Raw genomic sequence first — 247 nt, 5'->3', positions numbered from 1 at the left:
GAGATACGATCAACTATGTATTTACAGTGAGTAATACAGGTAATATAGATTTAACCGGAATTAGTGTAACCGATGCATTGGTAACAGTTACACCAGCTACGACGATAGACTTAGTAGTAGGGGCGAGTGACAACAGTACGTATACAGCAAGTTATGTAATTACTGCAGCCGATATTACAGCTGGCACCTTTGCCAACACTGCTGTAGTGAGTGCGATCAATCCATTAGATCCACTAGGTCCACCGAT

At 42.1% G+C, this 247-nt stretch carries 1 protein-coding gene; it reads left to right on the top strand.

Annotation, left to right across the window (positions count from 1 at the left end; all coding sequences use genetic code 11):
• Positions 1 to 247 (top strand): hypothetical protein (locus Q0975_RS28435; protein WP_299444390.1); only part of this gene is annotated, 247 nt, incomplete at both ends.

The organism is uncultured Aquimarina sp. (assembly GCF_947500065.1).
Classification (GTDB): Bacteria; Bacteroidota; Bacteroidia; order Flavobacteriales; family Flavobacteriaceae; genus Aquimarina.
The sequence above is the reverse complement of the archived record's forward strand: the minus strand, read 5'-3'. Positions and strand labels throughout refer to the sequence as shown.